The sequence below is a fragment of the Burkholderia gladioli genome (assembly GCF_000959725.1).
In the GTDB taxonomy this organism is placed as follows: Bacteria; Pseudomonadota; Gammaproteobacteria; order Burkholderiales; family Burkholderiaceae; genus Burkholderia; species Burkholderia gladioli.
On record NZ_CP009323.1, the window covers coordinates 2,168,283 to 2,183,781 of the forward strand.

Consider the following 15,499-nt stretch of genomic DNA (forward strand, 5'->3'; position numbering starts at 1 on the left):
TGCGCGCGCGGCCGGAAAATCGGGGCGGATCCACGCCGGGCGGCCTGCCGCGCCGCGCATGGCCCTGCATGGCCCCGTCGCGCGTTCAGCGACGCTGGCCGAACATCATCTGTCGCGCGATCGCCGTCTTGAGTGGCGACACGAACTCGAGCGCGCTCAGCGCGGCGCCGCGCAGCGCCCCGAGCGAGCGCGATTCGACCGTAAACAGGCGCGCCAGCGTATCGGTCGCGCCGATCGTGAGGCGGCGGTCGAGCGCACGGCGCGTGTTGAAGGCGGCCAGCGCGAGCGGCGTGGCGCCATGCTCGGAGATCGTGTCCACCAGCGTGTGCGCGTCGCGCAGGCCCAGGTTCAGGCCCTGGCCGGCCACCGGGTGCAGCGTCTGGGCGGCGTTGCCGACGATCGCAATGCGGCCCTTGACCAGGGTCGGCGCGGCGGCCAGCCCGAGCGGGAAGGCCGCGCGGCCGACGATGCGCGTGAAGCGGCCCATGCGCTCGCCGAAGGCGATGCCCAGTTCCTCGAGGAAGGCCTCGTCGGGCAGCGTCGCGCGGCGCGTGGCCTCGGCGGGCGAGCAGCACCAGACCAGCGCGTAGTCGGCCTGGCCGGCGCCGCCGGTGGGCAGCAGCGCGAGCGGGCCTTCGGCGGTGAAGCGTTCCCAGGCCACGTTCGGTTTCGGTGCCGAGACGCTCACCGTGCCGACGATCGCCGTCTGCGCGTAGTCGCGGCGATGGCGCGTGTCGCCGGCGTCGTCGCGCGGCGTGTCCTGGAACAGGCCGCCCTCGGCGTTGACCAGCGTGCGCACACGCAGCGCGCGCTCGCCTTGCGGGGTGTCCAGCGTGACCGTCACGCCCTCGGCGTCCTGTTGCGGCGCGCGCGCGCTGGTCGAGGTCAGCCACTGCACGCGCGTGCCGCGCACCGCGCGCGCCAGCGTGTCGACCAGCGAGCCGTAGCGCGCCACGTAACCGAGCGCATCGACGCCGTGTTCATCGCGGTCGATCAGGGTGCGGCCGAAGTGGCCGCGCTGCGAGACGTGGATATGGTGGATCGGCGTCGCGTCGGCGGGCCAGCCGAGCGCGCCGAGCAGCACGCGGCTGCCGTGCGAGACCGCGATCGCGCGCGGGTCGCCGAGGCTCGCCGAGGGATCGCGCGCATCGACCAGCACCGTCGACAGCGCCTGCGTCGCGCTGCGCCGCGCCAGCCAGCCGGCCAGCGCGAGCCCGACCGGGCCCGCGCCGACGATGGCGATATCGGCGTCGAACGGGGCGTTGGTGGTGGAAGCCGGCATCATCGCGCGGGCGTGCCCGAGCTGCCGCGGGCGTCGCGCATCAGCGCCTCGATCTCGTCGGCCGCCACCGGCACCTCGCGCGTGATCAGCTCGCAGCCGTCGGCCGTCACGAAGGCGTCGTCCTCGATGCGGATGCCGATGTCGTGGAATTCGGCCGGCACGTCGTCGGCCGCGCGCACGTAGAGGCCCGGCTCGATGGTCAGCGCCATGCCCTCGCGCAGCGCGCGCCACGGCAGCATGCCCTGCGCGTCGCGTTCGGCGTCGCGCTGGCGGTAATCGCCGCAATCGTGCACGTCCATGCCGAGCCAGTGGCCGGTGCGATGCATGTAGAAGCGCGCGTAGGCGCGCTCGGCGATCACGTCGTCGACGCTCGCGAAGCGCGACTTCGGCACGATGCCGGTGTCGAGCAGGCCTTGCGCGAGCACGCGCACCGCCGCCTCGTGCGGCGCCTCGAAGGGCACGCCGGGGCGCGTGGCCGCGGCGGCGGCGGCCTGCGCGGCCAGCACGATGTCGTAGAGCGCGCGTTGCGGGCCCGAGAATTTGCCGTTGGCGGGAAAGGTGCGGGTGATGTCGGAGGCGTAGCCCTCCAGTTCGCAGGCCGCGTCGATCAGGATCAGGTCGCCGTCGCGCGCCACCGCGTTGCCGGCCGGGTAGTGCAGCACGCAGGCATTGGCGCCGGCCGCGACGATCGAGCCATAGGCGGGGCCGGCCGAGCCGTGGCGGCGGAATTCGTGCAGCAGCTCGGCCTCGATCTCGTATTCGCGGATGCCGGGGCGCGTGGCCGCCATCGCGCGCCGATGTGCGCTGGCCGAGATGCTGGCGGCGCGGCGCATGATGGCCTGCTCGTGGGCGTCCTTCACCAGCCGCATCTCGTCGAGCAGCGGCGCGAGATCGTGGGCGGAGGCCGGCGCGGCCACGCCCGAGCGGGCCTTGGCGCGCACCGCGTCGAGCCAGCCGGCGAGCTTGCGCTCGAGCTCGGGCGAGGCGCCGAAGCGGTAGTGCACCGCGCCCGCGTCGGCCAGCAGGCGCGGCAGCTCGGCGTCGAGCGCGTCGTTGGGGAAGGCGGCGTCGAAGCCGAAGGCCTCGCGCGCGGCTTCGGGCCCGTAGTGGAAACCTTCCCAGATCTCGCGCTCGGGATGTTTCGCACGACAGAACAGGATCGATTGCGGCTCGCCCTCGGCGGCGCTCGCGTCGAGCACCAGCAGCGCGTCGGGTTCGCAGAAGCCGCTCAGGTAATAGAAGTAGCTGTCGTGCCGGAACGGGTAACCGGCATCGCGGTTGCGCATCACTTCCTGGGCGGTGGGGACGATCGCGACGCCGCCGCCTGCCGCGCGCAGCGCGGCGAGCACGCGCGCACGGCGCTGGCGGTAGACGTCGGGGGCGAGGGTGGTTTCGGTGGCGGCGTTCATGGCGCGATTGTAGCGCTGTGGCGGGCGCCGCGCCCGCTCCCCGGCACCGCCGCGCGGGCCGCCGAATGGCGCCCGGCGGCTGTTGCATCCGATCCACAGGCCGGATGGCCGACTTGGCGGACAGCCGGCAGGCCCGGTTATGATCGCCGACGACGTATACTCTCGGGCGCTATTTACATTTCAGGCAGGATGATGAAACTCATCGGTTCGCTCAGCAGCCCTTACGTGCGCAAGGCGCGTATCGTGCTCGCCGAAAAGAAGATCGACTACAAGCTGGAACTCGAGAACGTGTGGGCAGCCGACACCACGATCCACGCCGCCAATCCGCTCGGCAAGGTGCCGTGCCTGGTGATGGAGGACGGCGCGGCCGTGTTCGATTCGCGCGTGATCTGCGAATACGTCGACACGCTGTCGCCGGTCGGCAAGCTGATCCCGGCCTCGGGCCGCGAACGCGTCGAGGTGCGGTGCTGGGAGGCGCTCGGCGACGGCGTGCTCGACGCCTCGGTCGGGATCCGCATCGAGAACGTGCAGCGCACCCCCGAGCAGCGCAGCGAGGCCTGGATCGCGCGCCAGCAGCGCAAGATCGACGACGGCCTGGTGGCCATGTCGCAGGGCCTCGGCGGCAAGCCGTGGTGCGCCGGCAACCACTACACGCTGGCCGACGTCACGCTCGGCTGTGCGCTCGGTTATCTCGATTTCCGCATGCCGGAGCTGGGCTGGCGCGAACGCCATCCCAATCTCGACAAGCACTACCAGAAGCTGTCGCAGCGCCAGACCTTCATCGACACGGTGCCGCAGGACTGAGTCGCGAGCTGGCCGCCCGTCAGCAAGAACGCCCCGCCGGGATCAGCCGGCGGGGCGTTTTTTTCATGCATGCGCGGCAGCGCCGACGCTTGAGGCCAGCGCCGGCCGAGGCTCAATCGTAGGCCGCGTAGGCGGCGTCGCCGATCGTGAAGGTATCGCTGCGCGACACCGGCCACCAGGTGTCGTAGAGCGTGAGGCCGAGCTTCTCGCCGCCGAGCAGCGCGCCCGGCTTCACATACTTGAGCAGTTGCGACATCAACCGGACCTCGTGCGGCGCGATACGCTGCACGATGTGATGCGCGCGCAGGTCGGCCGGATGCGCGAGGCCGGCGGCCTGCACCAGTTCCTGCAGCGCGTGCAGCGTGTTGCGGTGGAAGTTGTAGACGCGCTCGGACTTGTCGGGCACCACCAGCGCGCGCTGGCGCACCTCGTCCTGGGTCGCCACGCCGGTCGGGCAGCGGCCGGTATGGCAGGTCTGGGCCTGGATGCAGCCGACCGCGAACATGAAGCCGCGCGCCGAGTTCACCCAGTCCGCGCCGATCGCCAGCGTGCGCGCCACGTCGAAGGCGGTGATGATCTTGCCGCTCGCGCCGATCTTCACGCGCTCGCGCAGGCCGATCCCCACCAGGGTGTTGTGCACCAGCAGCAGGCCTTCCTGCAGCGGCACGCCCACGTGGTCGGTGAATTCGAGCGGCGCCGCGCCGGTGCCGCCCTCGGCGCCGTCCACCACGATGAAGTCGGGCACGATGCCGGTCTCGAGCATCGCCTTGGCGATGCCGAAGAATTCCCAGGGATGGCCGATGCACAGCTTGAAGCCGGTCGGCTTGCCGCCCGAGAGCGTGCGCAGCCGCTCGACGAATTCGAGCAGGCCGCGCGGCGTCGAGAACTCCGAATGGGTGGCCGGCGAGATGCAGTCCTTGCCCATCGGCACGCCGCGTGTCTCGGCGATCTCGGGGGTGATCTTGGCGGCCGGCAGCACGCCGCCGTGGCCCGGCTTGGCACCCTGCGAGAGCTTCACCTCGATCATCTTGACCTGCGGGTCGGCCGCCTGCCTGGCGAACTTGTCGGGATTGAAGCTGCCGTCGTCGTTACGGCATCCGAAGTAACCGGAGGCGATTTCCCAGATGATATCGCCGCCGTGCTCGCGGTGGTACTTCGACAGCGAGCCCTCGCCGGTGTCGTGCGCGAAACCGCCCTTCTTCGCGCCCAGGTTGAGCGAGCGGATCGCGTTGGCCGACAGCGAGCCGAAGCTCATCGCCGAGATGTTGAAGATCGAGATGTCGTAGGGCTGGGCGCGGCTCGCGCCGACGCGGATCCGGAAGTCGTGGTTGGCGAGCTTGGTCGGCGCCAGCGAGTGGCTGATCCATTCGTGCGCGGTGGCCTTGACGTTGAGCTCGGTGCCGTAGGGCCGGTTGTCGGCGACGTTCTTGGCGCGCTGGTAGACCACGCTGCGCTGCGCGCGCGAGAAGGGTTTCTCGTCGGTGTCGTCCTCGACGAAATACTGGCGGATCTCGGGGCGGATGAACTCGAACATGAAGCGGAAGTGGCCCCAGAGCGGGTAGTTCCGCAGGATCGCGTGATGATCCTGTTTCAGGTCGTAGAGGCCGAGCGCGACGAAGGCGGCGGGGATCAGGCACCAGGGCCAGGCGATCAGGTGGGCCGAGGCGAGCACGACGAGCAGCACGAGCGCGAGCGTCGCGCACCACATCGCGAGATAACGTCTTGCAAACATGGGGGATTCCTTGTTCTTCGGTTGGCCGCCATGCCGCCGCCGGCCCTGCGGCTGGCGGCGCGCGAGGCAGGCCGCCGGTGGGGCTGCCACCGATCAGCGACCGATTGTCGCGTGCCGCAAGTCTAAACCGAGAATGTGTCAGCGCGCCTCGAAGCGTGCCCTCTTTGAAGGCGATTGAAAGCTTGGCGCTCCTCTCGCAGGCGCCGCCGGCCCCGGTTGCCCGGGTCGGCCGGCGCGGCGCTCAACTCGCCAGGCCGCTCGCCAGTTCGTGCGTGCGCGCCGCGGCGACCGCCTCGGCCGAGCCCGGCTGGCCGGTCGCGACCGATTCGATGATGCCGCCGCCCAGGCAGATCTCGCCGTCGTAGAGCACCGCCGACTGGCCCGGCGTGACGGCCCATTGCGGCGTGTCGAAACCGAGCGAGAAGCGCGCCTCGCCCGCTTCGCCGGCCTTCGCGCGGGCGAAGGAGCAGGGCGCGTCGGCCTGGCGGTAGCGCGTTTTCGCGCCGCAGGCGAAGCCGTCGGCGGGCGGCTCGCCGGCCACCCAGCTGACGTTGCCCGCCACCAGCTCGCGCGACAGCAGCCAGGGATGCTCGTGGCCCTGCGCGACGTAGAGCGTGTTCGAGGCGATGTCCTTGCCGGCCACGAACCAGGGTTCGCCGCTGCCGTCCTTGCTGCCGCCCAGGCCGATGCCCTTGCGCTGGCCGAAGGTGTAGAAGGCCAGCCCGATATGCTCGCCGACGCGCTTGCCGTCGGGCGTCTTCATCGGCCCCGGCCTGGTCGGCAGGTAGCGGTTCAGGAAATCGCGGAACGGCCGCTCGCCGATGAAGCAGATGCCGGTCGAATCCTTCTTCTTCGCGTTCGGCAGGCCGATCTGCTCGGCGATCTCGCGCACCCGCGTCTTCGGCATCTCGCCGAGCGGGAACAGCGTCTTCGACAGTTGCGCCTGGTTCAGCCGGTGCAGGAAGTAGGACTGGTCCTTGGTGTGGTCGAAGGCCTTGAGCAGCTCGAAGCGGCCCTCGCGTTCGCGCACGCGCGCGTAGTGGCCGGTGGCGATGGTCTCGGCGCCCAGCGACATGGCGTGGTCGAGGAAGGCCTTGAACTTGATCTCGGCATTGCAGAGCACGTCCGGGTTCGGCGTGCGCCCGGCCGAGTACTCGCGCAGGAACTCCGCGAACACGCGGTCCTTGTACTCGGCGGCGAAGTTGACGGCTTCCACGTCGATGCCGATCAGGTCCGCCACCGACACCACGTCGATCCAGTCCTGGCGCGTCGAGCAGTACTCGCCGTCGTCATCGTCTTCCCAGTTCTTCATGAACAGGCCGACCACGTCGTAACCCTGTTCCTTGAGCAGCCACGCGGTGACCGACGAATCGACACCGCCCGACATGCCGACCACGACACGTTGCTTCTTCATTTGCTGACAGCCTGATGTTCGGGCGTCGCGCGATAGGGCGCGACGGAATGCGTATGGACGAACTCCAGCGGCACGCGGCGACCGGCGAGGTAGTCGTCGACGCAGCGCATCACTGCGGGCGTGCGATGGCGGTTCTCGGCGGCGCGCAGCTCCTCGGCCGTCATCCATAGCGTGCGGACGATGCCCTCGTCGAGCGCAAGCCCTGCGACGGCCTCGCCGGCCCGCCCGCAGAAGGTGAAGCGCAGGTAGGTCGCGCCGCCCTTGGCGGGCCGCTCGAAATGCGTCTGGTAGACGCCCACCAGCGCCTGCGGCTCGAACGGATGCGCGGTTTCCTCGAGGGTTTCGCGGATCACGGCGTCGACCAGCGTCTCGCCGGCCTCGAGATGGCCGGCCGGCTGGTTGAGCCGCAGGCCGCCCGAGGTGTGTTCCTCGATCAGCAGGAAACGTCCGTCGCGCTCGACGATCGCGGCCACCGTGACGTGCGGGGTCCAGAGTTCGGGTTTCATGGGCGTGCATTTTACCGGTTGGCGGGCGCGGCTGCCGAACCCCGGGCGAGCCTCGCGCGGCGCGTCGTCGCCGATGCGGCGCGGCGCCCGTCGCCGGCCCGCGCCCGGCATCGATGCCGCCCCGTTTTCAGCGCCGCGCGCCGTGCCTGGACGATCCGGCACGGTTTGTCCACCGGGAAAGGGCCGGATCTCGGCGCGCCCGGCGCTTTCGGGTACATTGGCGCGTGGAATCTGCCGTTGCCTTCGAGCCGGTCGTCGCTTCCCCGGCTCGCCTTGCCGTCGAAACCAAGAATCAGAACGCAAGCTGGAGGGATCACGATGCTTATCGGAGTGCCTGCCGAGACGCGGGCGAACGAGGCGCGCGTAGCCGCGACGCCGGAAACCGTGAAGAAATACGTGGCGGCCGGCCACTCGGTGTGCGTCGAGCGCGGCGCCGGGGCGGCCGCCAGTTTCCCCGACGAGGCCTATGCCGCGGCCGGCGCCACGCTCGGCGAGCGTGCCGCCGCCTATGCCGCCGAGATCGTGCTGAAGGTGCAGGCGCCAGACAGCGACGAATTGCCGCAGATGAAGCGTGGCGCGGTGCTGGTCGGCATGCTCGATCCCTTCAATGCCGAACAGGCCGCGCGGCTCGCCGCGGCCGGCGTGACCGGCTTCGCGCTGGAGGCCGCGCCGCGCACCACGCGCGCGCAGAGCCTGGACGTGCTGTCCTCGCAGGCCAATATCGCCGGCTACAAGGCGGTGCTGGTGGCCGCCGCGCTCTATCCGCGCTTCCTGCCGATGCTGATGACCGCCGCGGGCACCGTGAAGGCCGCCCGCGTGCTGGTGCTCGGCGCCGGCGTGGCGGGCCTGCAGGCGATCGCCACCGCCAAGCGGCTGGGCGCCGTGATCGAGGCTTCCGACGTGCGCCCGGCGGTGAAGGAGCAGATCGAGTCGCTCGGCGCGAAGTTCGTCGACGTGCCCTTCGAGACCGACGAGGAGCGCGAGGCCGCCCAGGGCACCGGCGGCTACGCGCGGCCGATGCCGTCTTCGTGGCTGGCGCGCCAGGCGGCCCTGGTGCACGAACGCGCGAAGCAGGCCGACATCGTGATCTGCACCGCGCTGATCCCGGGGCGGCCCGCGCCGACCCTGATCCAGGCCGACACGGTGGCCGCCATGAAGCCGGGCGCGGTGATCGTCGACCTGGCCGCCGGGCGCGGCCCCGAGAACGCCGACGGCCGGCGCGGCGGCAACTGCCCGCTGACGGTGGCCGACCAGGTGGTGAAGGTGCACGGGGTGACCATCGCCGGCCACACCAATCTCGCCGCGCAGGTCGGCGCCGACGCCTCGGCGCTCTACGCGCGCAATCTCGCCGACTTCCTCAAGCTGATCGTGACGAAGGAAGGCGCCTTGAACATCGACATGAACGACGACATCGTCGCCGCGACGCTGCTGTGTCGCGACGGCGAGGTCGTGCGCAAGTAAGGGGAAGGCCGCGATGGAATTGATCAATCACACGGTGATCAACCTGATCATCTTCGTGCTGGCCGTCTATGTGGGCTACCACGTGGTCTGGAACGTGACGCCGGCGCTGCACACGCCGCTGATGGCCGTCACCAACGCGATCTCGGCGATCGTGATCGTCGGCGCGATGCTGGCCGCGGCGCTCACGGTGGGCACCACCGGCAAGGTGTTCGGCACGGTGGCGGTGGCGCTGGCGGCGGTCAACGTGTTCGGCGGCTTCCTGGTCACCCGGCGCATGCTGGAGATGTTCAGGAAGAAGGAACCGAAACGCGCGGCCGGCGAGGGCAAGGAGGGCGCGCGATGAGCCTGAATCTGGTCACCCTGCTGTACCTGCTCGCCTCGGTCTGCTTCATCCAGGCGCTCAAGGGCCTGTCGAACCCGAAGAGCGCGCGGCGCGGCAACCTGTTCGGCATGGTCGGGATGGCGATCGCGATCCTCACCACGATCGCGCTGATCGCCAGGCAGGCCGCCTGGCTCGGCGCCAACCTGCCGCTTGGCCTGGCCCTGGTGCTCGGCGCGCTGGTGGTCGGCGGCGCGGTGGGCGCCTACGTGGCCGCTCGCGTCGAGATGACCAAGATGCCCGAGCTGGTGGCCGCGATGCACTCGCTGATCGGCCTGGCGGCGGTCTGCATCGCCTATGCCGTGGTGGCCGAGCCGGAAGCCTTCGGCCTGGTGCCGCAGGACGCGGCCGCGGCCAACTTCATCCCCTACGGCAATCGCATCGAGCTGTTCATCGGCACCTTCGTCGGCGCGATCACCTTCTCCGGTTCGGTGATCGCCTTCGGCAAGCTCTCGGGCAAGTACAAGTTCAGGCTGTTCCAGGGCGCGCCGGTGGTCTACGCCGGCCAGCACCTGATCAACCTGATGCTGGCGATCGGCATGCTCGGCTTCGGCGTCCTGTTCTTCCTGACGCAATCCTGGCTGCCCTTCATCGTGATGACCGCGATCGCCTTCGCGCTCGGCGTGCTGATCATCATCCCGATCGGCGGCGCGGACATGCCGGTGGTGGTGTCGATGCTCAATTCGTACTCCGGATGGGCCGCGGCCGGGATCGGCTTCTCGCTGAACAACCCGATGCTGATCATCGCCGGCTCGCTGGTCGGCTCGTCGGGCGCGATCCTGTCCTACATCATGTGCCACGCCATGAACCGCTCCTTCTTCAACGTCATCCTCGGCGGCTTCGGCGGCGAGGCCGGCGGGGCCGAGGCGGGCGGCGCGAAGGAGCAGCGGCCGGTGAAGTCGGGCTCGGCCGACGATGCCGCCTTCATGCTCGGCAATGCCGAGACGGTGGTGATCGTGCCCGGCTACGGGCTGGCGGTGGCGCGTGCCCAGCACGCCCTCAAGGAGCTGACCGACAAGCTGATCGCCAAGGGCATCGACGTGCGCTACGCGATCCATCCGGTGGCCGGACGCATGCCGGGACACATGAACGTGCTGCTCGCCGAGGCCGAGGTGCCCTACGACCTGGTCTACGAGATGGAGGACATCAACAACGAGTTCGGGCAGACCGACGTGGTGCTGGTGCTCGGCGCCAACGACGTGGTCAACCCCGCGGCGAAGAACGATCCGAAATCGCCGATCGCGGGCATGCCGATCCTCGAGGCCTACAAGGCGCGCACCGTGATCGTCAACAAGCGCTCGATGGCTTCCGGCTACGCCGGGCTCGACAACGAGCTGTTCTACATGGACAAGACCATGATGGTGTTCGGCGACGCCAAGAAGGTGGTCGAGGACATGGTGAAGGCGGTCGAGTAGGGCGCGCCGGGCGCCACCGGCGTCGCCAGCCTTATCCGGCCCGGCCGCCGCGCCGGGCCTTGCCGTCCAGATCCTGCCCGCATTCGCGATGGGCGATGCGCAGGAAATCGGCCAGCCGGCGTCCGTCGAGGTCGGGATGGACCTCGTGGACGCTCGGCCCCCGGATGCGGGCCACGTCGAAGTTGCGGAAGTCGCCGCGCAGCTCGCACCAGGCCGACAGCGTCCACTGGCCGCCCCAATACACCAGCCCGAGCGGCCAGATGCGCCGCTCGCTGGCCGCATCCTGCTTGTCCCGGTACTGGAAATGCACCACGCGCCGCTCGTCGAGCGCGCGATGCAGCACGTCCATGGTCTGCGAATAGGTGGCGTCCACGCGCTGCGAGGGCGCGAACACCGGCAGCCGGTCCAGCACGATGCGCTTGTCGGCCGGCATCGCCGAGGCGATCTTGGCCAGCGCCGAGCGGGCGCCGCCGGCGAAGCGCGCGCCGCCCCAGGATTCGAGCATGCGCGCGCCGGCCGCCAGCGCGGCCAGCTCGTCGGCCGTAAACGTGAGCGGCGGCAGGCTGGCCGAGCGGTCCAGGCGGTAGCCGATGCCGGCCTCCCCCTCGATCGGCACGCCCGAGAGCTGCAGGTCGCGTACGTCGCGATAGACGGTGCGCAGCGACACCGACATCCATTGCGCGAGCTGCTGCGCGGTGGTCAGGCGGCGGCCGCGCAGCAGCTCGGCGATCTGGAACAGGCGGTCGGCGCGACGGGTCATGGTGACGAGGCAAGCGGGCACGAGGGTGGTGCGGCGATGATAGCGCCGCCCGGTGCGCCTGGCACGGCCTGGGCCGGTTGGCGTGCCGATCGGTGCCGGAGCGGCTCATCGGCCCCGCGCGTGCAGGCCGATGCGGTTGCCCTCGGTGTCGAGCACGTAGGCGATGTAGCCGATCTCGCGCGGCAGCTCGATCACCGCGCCCTCGATGATGCCGCCGGCGCGCCGGGCGCGTTCCAGCGCGGCCTGCGCCGATTCGCCGGCCTCGAGGTAGAGCACCGGGCCGGCCGCGGCCGGCTTGCTGCCGAGCGGGTCCTGCACCAGCGCGCCGCCGGTCTGGCCGTCGTCGTGCTCGAAGATCGCGAGCAGCGAGCCGCCGAGATTCTCGCGCTTCAGGCGCTTGTCGAGCAGGGTTTCGTAGAAGCGCGTGGCGCGATCGAGATCGTGGGTGGGGATCTCGAACCAGCTGATCGCGCGGGTGGTGGTGGCGGTGTTCATCTGCGTCTCCTGGAGGGGCGGGGTGGTTCGCATCGCAGCCGATGCGGTGAGACGCAGTGTGCGGGGGCCCTGCTGACAGCGTGCTGTCAGCAGCCGGCAGCATGGCCGCGGCCCGCGCGCCGCGGGGCGGGCTCACGAAACGCGACAGGGCCGGAAATTCCGGCCCTGTCGTGTCATGCGCGACGCCTTTCGGGCGCCGGTCCAGGCATCAGTCCTGGCCCGTCCCGGCGTTGTCCGCGCCGGCGCCAGCCTCGCCGGCCGGCCGCTGCCGCACGCTGCCGGCCACCACGTCGAAGCGGAACAGCCGGCATTCGAGCGCGCCGTTGAACAGCGGCGTCTTGGCCGATTCGCGCAGGCGCAGCTGGCCCGGCAGCGAGCGATCCGAGCTCAGCAGGAAGGCCTGCCAGCCCGTGAAGCGTTGCTTGAGCGCGGTGCCGAGCGCGGCGAAGAACTCACCGTCGGGCGCATCGGTGTGGGTGCGGCGGAAGGCATCGTCGGCGCCGCGGTTGCGGCCCGTCTCGCGGACCTCGCCGCGCGCGCTGCGCCCGCGCACCTCGATCCGCTCGCCATAGGGCGGATTGGCGATGATCAGGCCCGGCGCGTCGCAGGGCGGCGCCATGAAGCGCGCGTCCACCTGCTTGAGCGAGACGCCCGGCGCGCCGGCGCGCTCGAGGTTGGCGCGCGCCTTGTCGAGCATGTCGCCCGAGATGTCGCTGCCGTACACGGGCAGCGCGTCGCGGCGGCCGCGCGCGGCGCGCTTGGCGTCCATCGCGCCGACCTTGAGGGTCTGCCAGGCGGTGATGTCGTACTGCTTGAGCTTCTCGAAGCCGAAGCGGCGTTCCACGCCGGGGGCGACGTCCAGCGCGATCTGGGCGGCCTCGGCCAGGAAGGTGCCGCTGCCGCACATCGGGTCGTAGAGCGGCAGCTCGGGGGTCCAGCCGGCCAGGCGCAGGATGCCGGCGGCGAGGTTCTCGCGCAGGGGTGCCGCGCCCTTGTCGAGGCGCCAGCCGCGCTTGAACAGCGGCTCGCCCGAGGTATCGAGGTAGAGCGTGCACTGGTTGGCGGTCAGGAAGGCGAACACGCGCACGTCGGGCATCGCGGTGTCGATGCTCGGGCGCGAGCCGGTCTTCTCGCGCAGCCGGTCGCAGATCGCGTCCTTGACGCGCAGCGTGGCGAATTCGAGGCTCTTGAGCGGCGACTTGATGGCGGTGATGTCCACCCGCAGCGTCTGGGTCGAGGCGAACCAGCGCTCCCAGCCCTGCTCGAGCGCCAGCGCATAGACTTCCTGCTCGTTGCGGTAGGCGCGCTCGGCGATCTTCAGCAGCACCCGGCTGGCGACACGCGAATGCAGGTTGGCGGCCATGCCGGCGGTCCAGCCGCCGCGGAAATGGACGCCGCCCGGCACCTGGGCGCCGACATCGAGCGGTGCGCCGCCGGTGCGGCGCGCGCCGATCTCGGCCAGCTCGGCCGCGAGCGCGGCTTCGAGCCCGCGCGGGCAGGGAGCGAAGAAATCGAAATCAGAGGAGGACATAGGGGGGCGGGACGGCGCGTGCAAAAGCCGACATTGTACGCGGCCCGGCAAGCCGCCAAGGGGCGCGATCGCGCGACGCCGCCGGCCGGGCGTCGGCGCGCGCGCCGCCGGGGCCGTCCGACCTCAGTGCGCGCCCGGTCCCGACGCGGCCTCGTGCGGGCCACGCGCGGCGCGCGGCCAGATGAGGCTCATCGGATCGGCGCGCACCGCGCGCCAGATCGCGCTGATCAGCGCGCGCACCTTGGTCGGCCGCAGCGCGCGCGAACGCACCGCCATGGTGAAGGCCAGCGCGAAGCTGACGGCCACGTTGAGCACCGCCATCGACAGCACGCCGGCCGCCGCCCACCAGAGTTCGCCCGAGGCCAGCGCGGGCTTGCCGAGCACGCCCAGCGCCACGCCGATCGAGCCGGCCGAGAGCGTCACGTGGCGCACCTCGAAACCGAACGCGAAGGCGCTGACGATGGCCGGCACCAGCCCGAGCATCATGCCTAGCCCGACGTTGCCGACCACCCCGGCCACGTTGCTCTTGCAGAACCTCGCCAGGCGCGCCGCGCCGCTCACGCCGAGCGTGAGGCGCAGGCGCCGGTGGTAGGCGATCGCGTCGCCCACCCGATGCAGCACGAACCAGTTGTCGGCCCAGCCGGCGATCAGGCTGGAGGCCCACAGCAGCACGCCGGTCAGCGCCGCGTAGATCGGCGTGGGGCCGAGCAGCGCGAACGAGCGCAGCGTGGCATGGGCCTTGTCGGCCGAGATCACATCGGCATGCAGCAGGGCGTGGGCGCCGAGCTGCACGGCCAGGCACACCGGCAGCACCACCAGCACGTTGCCGGCGATGGCGGCCGCCTGGGTGCGGATCAGCGCCACCACCGAGGCCACGAAGCGCTTCACGCCCTCCTCGTGGCCGATGTCGTCGAGCTCGCGCGCCAGCGTCGGCGCGGTCATCGCCGGCTGCTTGGTGGCCAGCGTGAAGTGCAGGAAGTGCATCAGCGTGAAGCTGGCCGCGTAGTTGATGCCGGCCAGGAAGCCCTCGATCATCGACTGCAGGTGCGCGCCGGTGATCCAGAACTTCACGCAGACGGTGGCGACCGTCACCAGGCCGCCGCCGGCGGCCATGCGCATCATCTTCAGGTAGTCGGCGCGGCCGCGCGTGATGTAGTGCTCGCCGGTATCGGCATTGGTCTCCACCAGCTTGCGCGCGAACAGCGAGAAGTTGCTGCGCACCAGGTGCGAGACGCTCTGGCTGTTCTGGTTGGCGTCCACCAGCTCGGCCGTCAGGCGCGCCAGGCCGCGCGGCTCGTCGCGCGCCATCCAGGCGTTGAGCAGCGATTCGGCGCGGTGGATGCGCATGCGCATGCGTTCGACCTGGAACACGATGTCGACCGACACGCCGTTGCGGTACAGGTGCGCCGAGACCTCGTCGGCCGATTGCCGGCATTCGTCGAGCAGCACGCGCAGGTAGTTGACCTCGTGCAGCAGCTTGCTGGCCTCGCCACCCGAACCACCCGGGCCGCTGTCTTCCAGCGCGGCCTGCGCGCTCTCCACCGCCAGCATGGCGCGCGTCAGGCGGTAGAAGGGCTGGGCCTCGGCGGGCTTGCGCGCCTCGTCGCCCGACAGCCGGCTGCGCACCGTCTGCGACAGCCCGGTCGAGCTGATCTGCAGGGTCAGGTTGTGCAGCGCGGCCAGCAGGTCGCGCGAGAAGGAGCCGGGCTCATGGCGCTCGGTCTCGGTGATCTCGTAGGCGAACAGCGCCTGCAGGCGCGCGAGCAGGTCCTCGGGCAGCGCGTCGATCCAGGCCGCGTCGGACGGCGCCGGGAACATCAGCGTAAACAGCGCGGCCAGCTCGCGCCGGTTCGGCGCGGGCGGGATCAGCGAGGCGTCGATGCGCTCGAACAGCGCGCCGAAGAAACCGGAATGCACCGGCATGCCGGCGTCGCAGAGCAGGGAGATGCCGTCGCTCTCGCGCAGCAGCGCTCGCAGCATGCGCGCCACGTTGGCCTTCCAGGCCGGATTGCGGTCCAGCACATGCAGCACGTAGCGCAGTCGCGCGTGGGCCGTGAAACCGCGCGGCGGCTCGGCGGCGGCCCCCTCGGCGGCCGGCGGCTGCACGCTGCCCTCGCGGCGCAGCCAGTGCGCGAGCTCGATCAGCCACTCGCTGCGCTCGGCATGCGGCGCGTTCGCGTCGGCCGTGGCCAGCAGCGCGTCGAGCTGGTGGCTGGCACTGCGCGAGGCACGCCATTTCTTCAGGAGAGTGGTCAGGGAACGGAACATGGCAGCGCACGGTCGGGCGCCGCGGATGGCGGCGCAGGTCGTC

The 15,499-nt window shown here is 70.8% G+C and carries 13 protein-coding genes; 4 read left to right on the plus strand and 9 right to left on the minus strand.

The annotated features are described in order from the left end of the window. Window positions 1–85 precede the first annotated feature (85 nt). The gene (locus BM43_RS26760) at window positions 86–1,282 is read right to left on the minus strand and encodes a UbiH/UbiF/VisC/COQ6 family ubiquinone biosynthesis hydroxylase (RefSeq protein ID WP_370449001.1); all 1,197 of its coding nucleotides are present in this window, start codon (window positions 1,280–1,282) and stop codon (window positions 86–88) included. Further along, window positions 1,282–2,691 (minus strand): aminopeptidase P N-terminal domain-containing protein, encoded by a 1,410-nt coding sequence (locus tag BM43_RS26765; RefSeq protein ID WP_036048234.1) that lies wholly within the window; start codon window positions 2,689–2,691, stop codon window positions 1,282–1,284. The genes BM43_RS26760 and BM43_RS26765 overlap by 1 nt, the downstream gene beginning before the upstream one ends. A 189-nt stretch (window positions 2,692–2,880) precedes the next feature. On the opposite strand from BM43_RS26765, the gene BM43_RS26770 reads away from it, so the two are divergent. Then, window positions 2,881–3,495, plus strand: a complete 615-nt coding sequence (locus BM43_RS26770; protein WP_013696672.1) for a glutathione S-transferase family protein — start codon at window positions 2,881–2,883, stop codon at window positions 3,493–3,495. Between the two features lie 112 nt (window positions 3,496–3,607). Here BM43_RS26770 and BM43_RS26775 read toward each other — a convergent pair whose 3' ends face one another. The 3 genes from BM43_RS26775 to BM43_RS26785 form a co-directional block, all read right to left on the minus strand. Next, a complete protein-coding gene (locus BM43_RS26775; protein WP_013696673.1) occupies window positions 3,608–5,227 on the minus strand; it encodes an FMN-binding glutamate synthase family protein in 1,620 nt (539 codons plus the stop codon). Between the two features lie 241 nt (window positions 5,228–5,468). After that, the gene (gene mnmA / locus BM43_RS26780) at window positions 5,469–6,641 is read right to left on the minus strand and encodes a tRNA 2-thiouridine(34) synthase MnmA (protein WP_036048232.1); all 1,173 of its coding nucleotides are present in this window, start codon (window positions 6,639–6,641) and stop codon (window positions 5,469–5,471) included. Continuing rightward, complete coding sequence (locus tag BM43_RS26785) at window positions 6,638–7,147, minus strand: NUDIX hydrolase (RefSeq protein ID WP_013696675.1); 510 nt, start codon at window positions 7,145–7,147, stop codon at window positions 6,638–6,640. The genes mnmA and BM43_RS26785 overlap by 4 nt, the downstream gene beginning before the upstream one ends. Window positions 7,148–7,465: 318 nt before the next feature. Between BM43_RS26785 and BM43_RS26790 the strand changes: the two genes are divergently transcribed. Genes BM43_RS26790 through BM43_RS26800 form a run of 3 tightly spaced genes read left to right on the plus strand, consistent with a single transcriptional unit; the run spans window position 7,466 to window position 10,402 of the window. Next, window positions 7,466–8,608, plus strand: a complete 1,143-nt coding sequence (locus BM43_RS26790) for a Re/Si-specific NAD(P)(+) transhydrogenase subunit alpha (RefSeq protein ID WP_036048231.1) — start codon at window positions 7,466–7,468, stop codon at window positions 8,606–8,608. Between the two features lie 13 nt (window positions 8,609–8,621). Further along, complete coding sequence (locus tag BM43_RS26795; RefSeq protein WP_013696677.1) at window positions 8,622–8,951, plus strand: NAD(P) transhydrogenase subunit alpha part 2; 330 nt, start codon at window positions 8,622–8,624, stop codon at window positions 8,949–8,951. Further along, window positions 8,948–10,402, plus strand: coding sequence for an NAD(P)(+) transhydrogenase (Re/Si-specific) subunit beta (locus tag BM43_RS26800; RefSeq protein ID WP_025096759.1), 1,455 nt, complete (start codon window positions 8,948–8,950; stop codon window positions 10,400–10,402). The genes BM43_RS26795 and BM43_RS26800 overlap by 4 nt, the downstream gene beginning before the upstream one ends. A 31-nt stretch (window positions 10,403–10,433) precedes the next feature. Here BM43_RS26800 and BM43_RS26805 read toward each other — a convergent pair whose 3' ends face one another. The 4 genes from BM43_RS26805 to BM43_RS26820 form a co-directional block, all read right to left on the minus strand. Further along, a complete protein-coding gene (locus tag BM43_RS26805) occupies window positions 10,434–11,162 on the minus strand; it encodes a helix-turn-helix transcriptional regulator (RefSeq protein ID WP_036048228.1) in 729 nt (242 codons plus the stop codon). 105 nt (window positions 11,163–11,267) lie between these two features. Beyond that, window positions 11,268–11,657, minus strand: coding sequence for a VOC family protein (locus BM43_RS26810; protein ID WP_036048225.1), 390 nt, complete (start codon window positions 11,655–11,657; stop codon window positions 11,268–11,270). Between the two features lie 208 nt (window positions 11,658–11,865). Further along, window positions 11,866–13,188 (minus strand): THUMP domain-containing class I SAM-dependent RNA methyltransferase, encoded by a 1,323-nt coding sequence (locus BM43_RS26815; protein ID WP_036048222.1) that lies wholly within the window; start codon window positions 13,186–13,188, stop codon window positions 11,866–11,868. Window positions 13,189–13,311: 123 nt separating this feature from the next. Further along, on the minus strand, window positions 13,312–15,456 hold the full coding sequence (locus BM43_RS26820; RefSeq protein WP_036048220.1) for a site-specific recombinase: 2,145 nt from the start codon (window positions 15,454–15,456) through the stop codon (window positions 13,312–13,314). Window positions 15,457–15,499: the final 43 nt, after the last annotated feature.

Bases quoted from the DNA above. Each gene is read 5' to 3' on its own strand.
- BM43_RS26760 (WP_370449001.1), bottom strand. From the start codon at position 1,282: ATGCCGGCTTCCACCACCAACGCCCCGTTCGACGCCGATATCGCCATC.
- BM43_RS26765 (WP_036048234.1), bottom strand. From the start codon at position 2,691: ATGAACGCCGCCACCGAAACCACCCTCGCCCCCGACGTCTACCGCCAG.
- BM43_RS26770 (WP_013696672.1), top strand. From the start codon at position 2,881: ATGATGAAACTCATCGGTTCGCTCAGCAGCCCTTACGTGCGCAAGGCG.
- BM43_RS26775 (WP_013696673.1), bottom strand. From the start codon at position 5,227: ATGTTTGCAAGACGTTATCTCGCGATGTGGTGCGCGACGCTCGCGCTC.
- mnmA (WP_036048232.1), bottom strand. From the start codon at position 6,641: ATGAAGAAGCAACGTGTCGTGGTCGGCATGTCGGGCGGTGTCGATTCG.
- BM43_RS26785 (WP_013696675.1), bottom strand. From the start codon at position 7,147: ATGAAACCCGAACTCTGGACCCCGCACGTCACGGTGGCCGCGATCGTC.
- BM43_RS26790 (WP_036048231.1), top strand. From the start codon at position 7,466: ATGCTTATCGGAGTGCCTGCCGAGACGCGGGCGAACGAGGCGCGCGTA.
- BM43_RS26795 (WP_013696677.1), top strand. From the start codon at position 8,622: ATGGAATTGATCAATCACACGGTGATCAACCTGATCATCTTCGTGCTG.
- BM43_RS26800 (WP_025096759.1), top strand. From the start codon at position 8,948: ATGAGCCTGAATCTGGTCACCCTGCTGTACCTGCTCGCCTCGGTCTGC.
- BM43_RS26805 (WP_036048228.1), bottom strand. From the start codon at position 11,162: ATGACCCGTCGCGCCGACCGCCTGTTCCAGATCGCCGAGCTGCTGCGC.
- BM43_RS26810 (WP_036048225.1), bottom strand. From the start codon at position 11,657: ATGAACACCGCCACCACCACCCGCGCGATCAGCTGGTTCGAGATCCCC.
- BM43_RS26815 (WP_036048222.1), bottom strand. From the start codon at position 13,188: ATGTCCTCCTCTGATTTCGATTTCTTCGCTCCCTGCCCGCGCGGGCTC.
- BM43_RS26820 (WP_036048220.1), bottom strand. From the start codon at position 15,456: ATGTTCCGTTCCCTGACCACTCTCCTGAAGAAATGGCGTGCCTCGCGC.